This is a genomic window from uncultured Pseudophaeobacter sp., from assembly GCA_905479575.1.
Taxonomy (GTDB): Bacteria; Pseudomonadota; Alphaproteobacteria; order Rhodobacterales; family Rhodobacteraceae; genus Pseudophaeobacter.
In genome coordinates, this window is record CAJQNB010000023.1 from 1 (window position 1) to 4049 (window position 4049).

The window sequence follows — 4049 nt, forward strand, 5'->3', positions numbered from 1 at the left end:
CTACGAATGCAGATCGTGCAAGTCAGTATTGAAGCCCAAAGAGGGTGACTGCTGCGTGTTTTGCTCCTACGCGACTGTGCCCTGCCCACCCATTCAGACGGGCGACAGTTGCTGCGGATGATCTTACTGTCTGCTTCGTCCCGCACTGCTGCCGTCCAAGCCCAAAAAATCGCCGCACCTAGCATCAATGACCGCTTTTCACGCGGCATCGCAGCGATCACAGGCTGTATTCCCAAGCCGAAAGGCGGACTTTGCAAAGTCCGTTTCCTGCGCTTAGCTGACCTCCAAGACTTGAGTGCCGTCTCAACCGCCCTGATCGGCTGCTGTCAGCCCTAAGCTGCGGACCATCAACGCGATGATTGCAAGCGGAGCATACGACACGAAGGGCGGATTCCGGCCATTCGCCGCAGCTGCGAGAGGTTCATGGCCAAGAAGGATTAGCGGCCATTCAAACCAGCATGCCCCTCGGAGCGATGCTGCGCACTGCACCAAGGGCAGCTATGCGCAGAAACCTGACTTTGCAAAGTCAGGTGCTATGACCTGCCGTCAGGACGCGCACGGCCCGAACCGGAAACAAGCCTCCCTGCGCGGATGCTGCAGTCGCAGCCTGCATTCCTGACATTCCACCGAAAGGATCACACCATCAAACCGTGTGACAAACACCTAACCGTCCAACCAGACGTTGGACAAATCGAAAAGCGGACATGTGAGGACGTCAAGATCATACCTGTAGATGCAAGTCTGCGGTCCTGAAACCGCACCATTGGTCCATTCCGACCATGGACTTGAGACGCCGATACCATGTCCGGTGAGAAACCCCAAGTTGCCTACGAACAGAAGCGACAATTGCCAGATGGGTGTTGTTTTCAAGGCAGGGAGGCCCATAGCCTTGAGTATGCGCTTCTTTCGCTGCTTCCAGCTGTGAAAGGTAACACCTACCAAGATCAACACAACTCCAGCAGCCATATAAAGCAAGGTCCTACGATCAACCTCAGGAAACAGGTTTGCCGCCAGGCCAAGGCCGAACGCGAGCACTGCGATAAGACAGCTATGGGTGAAACGAAGTCTGTTGATGTCAGAGAGAATCCCTCGGCGAATGAGTTCTATTTCTCGAATGAGTTCTCCATCTGTGTCGTATTTCACAACCAGTGCCCCGGCCTTTGAACTCGATAATGACGAAAGTAGATCCAGCCCCAGGGGTGTTTTCTTCAGAAGGCCGAAATCTCGGTCGAAAAGCGCTGATAGCGCCGACTTTGAGACAATTTTAAGTGCCCTTTTACTGAATTTGACCCTTTCTCCGACATCTCCTATTTTTCCATAACACGTACCGTCTGGCCCAACCCACTGACCTGAATAAGCGGTTGCATGATATTTGAAGCGGCCGTTTGTATTGTCGACAACCAAATTGCGCGGGTGCCGCGCCATCGTGCTTTCAAGAAACCCCGGCGTTTCTTTCGTTTCTGTGTCAAAATCGGGCATTTGCTCGGAGTGCAGCGTTTCTTTCAGGGTAGCGACCTGATGTATGCTGAGTTCAGTATAGATTGTCCCATTAGTGCAGTCCCTGCATTTCGTTTTCCCTGAACCATGACAGGTCGTGCATGTATTCTTGCTTGTGCCTTGACATGAGAAGCAGGTTTTCTGGCCCCGCCCACCGCAGTTAGTGCAGTATCCGCCCTGTCCTGATCCGCCACAGCCAGAGCAAGTGACATTCTCGTAGACAACATGCGAAGAGACCTTCCCATCCCAGTGGTTAGTGATCTTGGTTTTGGAGACCTGCTTTTGCCGCTGACCGTTGCAGGATGAGCACTTGTGGCGACCGTTCGTGCAGGCCGTGCATTTCTGCCTTCCACTCACGCATTGGTAGCAATGCGTACTCCCGGCACCGGCGCAAGAAGAGCATTTCGTCTCACCGACACCTGAACAGGTCCTGCATCTTTCGCTATAGGATCGGGTCACTGATGGAAACTCGAAGATTTTGACGTCTTTTTTCAGCAGGTCAACGACCCAATTAACCGGTCTTTTTTCCGACAGCAGACCGCGCGCCGCAGCAAGCGCATCCTGTGATGACTTGGACGTCACTTGAACCTTGCCAACATGGCTCCGTTTCTCGATCTCTTTCAGAGAAAACTGCCCGGCGCGCGTAAAAACAAAATCCCGCAGGACAATCTTTCCGCCGGTTTTGGCCGTAAGGTCAACGGATGTCTCTATTTTGACTGTTTTCAAGTCGGATTCGATCTTTGCAGTCAGCCGCTGCTTGAACTCAATTTCTTGTTGCATCTATTTCTTAACTCCACGACCACCTGATCAAAAAAGGCATATATGTGAGACACCGAGCGTTCACTGTACATGCAAAGCGGCACGGTTTTGGGAGAATGGCGACTCCGAACTCCCTTTTCTTAGTTCGCCTTCGCCGCAATCAGGCTCAACTCCAGAAACCAGGCCCTATAGCGGTCCAAAATACAGGCGACATCAGTGCCGCAACGGTCTCGCTGGCTGATCCAACTGCGCTGCTTTTCCGTCAGTAAGGTACGATCTTCGCCACTGCTCATATTCCGAAGAACAGAGTAGATGACGCCCAACGCCCGGTCCTCCAGCCATAGGTCGAAGCTGCCGCAGATCGCATGCTCGGTACTAGTCGCAGCCTTTGCGCAATCGTAGCCGGGCCCAGCAATGCCAACGGACATTCCCTCTCGCTGAAGGTCCGTTGCAGCACCAGTGCACCAGTCTTTCAACGCCATGCTTGCCATTTCCGAACTGAAACGGTTGCTCATTTCAGGAACCAGGTTAGCAAAAAGTTCTCCACCAAAAAGTTCATGTCCTAGTTTGAGCCTCTGCCTGCCCTGTTCCTGCAGAAATGCGGCGTCGAGACCGAGGAGCCAGGCGCAATCGCCGCTTAGCCCAATGTAGGTAGCCGACTGCAAAGCGATACGACGCGGCGTCGGCCTCTCCTCCGGCATTCTAATTTGGCTGCCGTCGGTGACCGCCGTATCGATGTCGAGGCGCTGTGCAATCGCTGGAGTTATAAGCAGGACTTCGTTCGGTCCGGCCGTCGTAAAATAGCGAATGGCCTCCCGTGAAAGGCCTACATGCGTGAGGAAAGAGCCGATGTCGGCGTTGGCGACGCCGGACTCAGATGTCAGGGATGTCCCATCTTCCATCGCTTGGTTGCGGTAAGCCGCGTGCACACCTATCACCGAGGTACTATCCATCATTCGGCTGCCGCCGCTGACCCAGATCACGGCACAGATCGAGTGGCATTCGACCCCCGGAGCGACGACTGTAGTAAAACCGCGTTGCCAAATTTCTGCAGCGATCGACAGGCCCTCGTTTACGAGACCGCCCGGCGAGTGGAGAAAGACGATAGCCCTCCCAGTGCGCTGCGAGAGATCATAAAACCGATTAGCGTCTCCGCTTTCGATTGGTCCTGTGATGTCGATGATGGACGGCGTTGTCGCATCTCCCTGCGAAATCCGGATGTCGGCTGCTGAGGCCGTGGAATGTCCAGCAAGGGCAAAAACGATGAAGAAACATGTTTTTAAAATTTTCATCTGTAATTCCATATAATAACGCAGTCGCGCAGCGGCGGCATCGAAACCTTTGTCGATCGCCGATCAAGGGCATATTTCTAAAAGTCGACTCGATTTTCAACTGGTAAAGCCCTGTTGAGATTGGGGGCTTAGTCTTCATAGCTGACCTTGGTGCAGATTGCAGCGTAGGTCTCCAATCCGCCCCTTATACCAAAAGGCCATGTCTGCTTTGGGCTGGCTGACGCCATCAAGCTGCGGGCAACAGGGACGGAACCGCCGCCTGTCAGTTGCAGCACCGCCGCAGGTCTGCTTCGAGCCCTTTGTGCGCTTCAATGCTCTCGCAGCGAAAGCAACATCGGACAGTGCCAGTTACCGTTCGAACAGGTCGTGTCGCGAAGGTGGTGGAAATTTGAAGGTGGCGTAATCTCCGGGTGAACTGAACCCACCCAACCGGCGGCAGCAACCGCCAGGGAGATCACGCCATGAAGAACAATACCGACACTGCCGCGCTTTCGCTACTGG

General features: G+C 54.0%; 3 protein-coding genes. 1 reads left to right on the forward strand and 2 read right to left on the reverse strand.

Features of this window, described 5'->3' with window-relative positions:
• On the forward strand, positions 1 to 121 hold a 121-nt coding region (locus tag QZ268_RS08490; protein ID WP_295450953.1), incomplete at its 5' end, for a GDCCVxC domain-containing (seleno)protein.
• A gap of 542 nt (positions 122 to 663) precedes the next feature.
• Here QZ268_RS08490 and QZ268_RS08495 read toward each other — a convergent pair.
• A complete protein-coding gene (locus QZ268_RS08495; protein ID WP_295450947.1) occupies positions 664 to 2277 on the reverse strand; it encodes a hypothetical protein in 1614 nt (537 codons plus the stop codon).
• 119 nt (positions 2278 to 2396) lie between these two features.
• On the reverse strand, positions 2397 to 3548 hold the full coding sequence (locus QZ268_RS08500; protein ID WP_295450950.1) for a lysozyme inhibitor LprI family protein: 1152 nt from the start codon (positions 3546 to 3548) through the stop codon (positions 2397 to 2399).
• Between the last annotated feature and the right edge of the window lie 501 nt (positions 3549 to 4049).

Coding starts and splice junctions, on each gene's coding strand:
- QZ268_RS08495 (WP_295450947.1), bottom strand. CDS start 2,277: ATGCAACAAGAAATTGAGTTCAAGCAGCGGCTGACTGCAAAGATCGAA.
- QZ268_RS08500 (WP_295450950.1), bottom strand. CDS start 3,548: ATGAAAATTTTAAAAACATGTTTCTTCATCGTTTTTGCCCTTGCTGGA.